Raw genomic sequence first — 536 nt, 5'->3', positions numbered from 1 at the left:
CCGGGGTGCTTTTCACCTTTCCCTCACGGTACTGGTTCACTATCGGTCACTAGGGAGTATTTAGCCTTGGGAGATGGTCCTCCCGGATTCCGACGGGGTTTCACGTGTCCCGCCGTACTCAGGATCCGTCTCGGAGAGACGAGTATTTCGGTTACAGGGCTGTTACCTTGTTTCGCGGATCTTTCCAGATCGCTTCACCTATACTCGTCTTTTCTTACTCCATATGAGACGTCCTACAACCCCAAGAGGCAAGCCTCTTGGTTTGGGCTGTTTCCGTTTCGCTCGCCGCTACTCAGGAAATCGCATTTGCTTTCTCTTCCTCTGGGTACTTAGATGTTTCAGTTCCCCAGGTCTGCCTCCTCGTATCCTATGTATTCAGATACGGGTACCATCCCATTACGGATGGTGGGTTCCCCCATTCGGATATCTTCGGATCAAAGCTTACTTACAGCTCCCCGAAGCGTTTCGCCGTTCGTCGCGTCCTTCTTAGGCTCCTAGTGCCAAGGCATCCACCGTGCGCCCTTTCTAACTTAACC

At 52.6% G+C, this 536-nt stretch carries 1 rRNA gene; it reads right to left on the bottom strand.

From position 1 onward, the window contains the following. Positions 1-536: ribosomal RNA gene (locus JCM9157_RS23115) — 23S ribosomal RNA — on the bottom strand; the annotation flags it as partial.

This window comes from Halalkalibacter akibai JCM 9157 (assembly GCF_000513135.1).
GTDB classification, from domain to species: Bacteria; Bacillota; Bacilli; order Bacillales; family Bacillaceae_D; genus Halalkalibacter; species Halalkalibacter akibai.
This window is presented reverse-complemented; position numbering and strand designations above follow the sequence as displayed.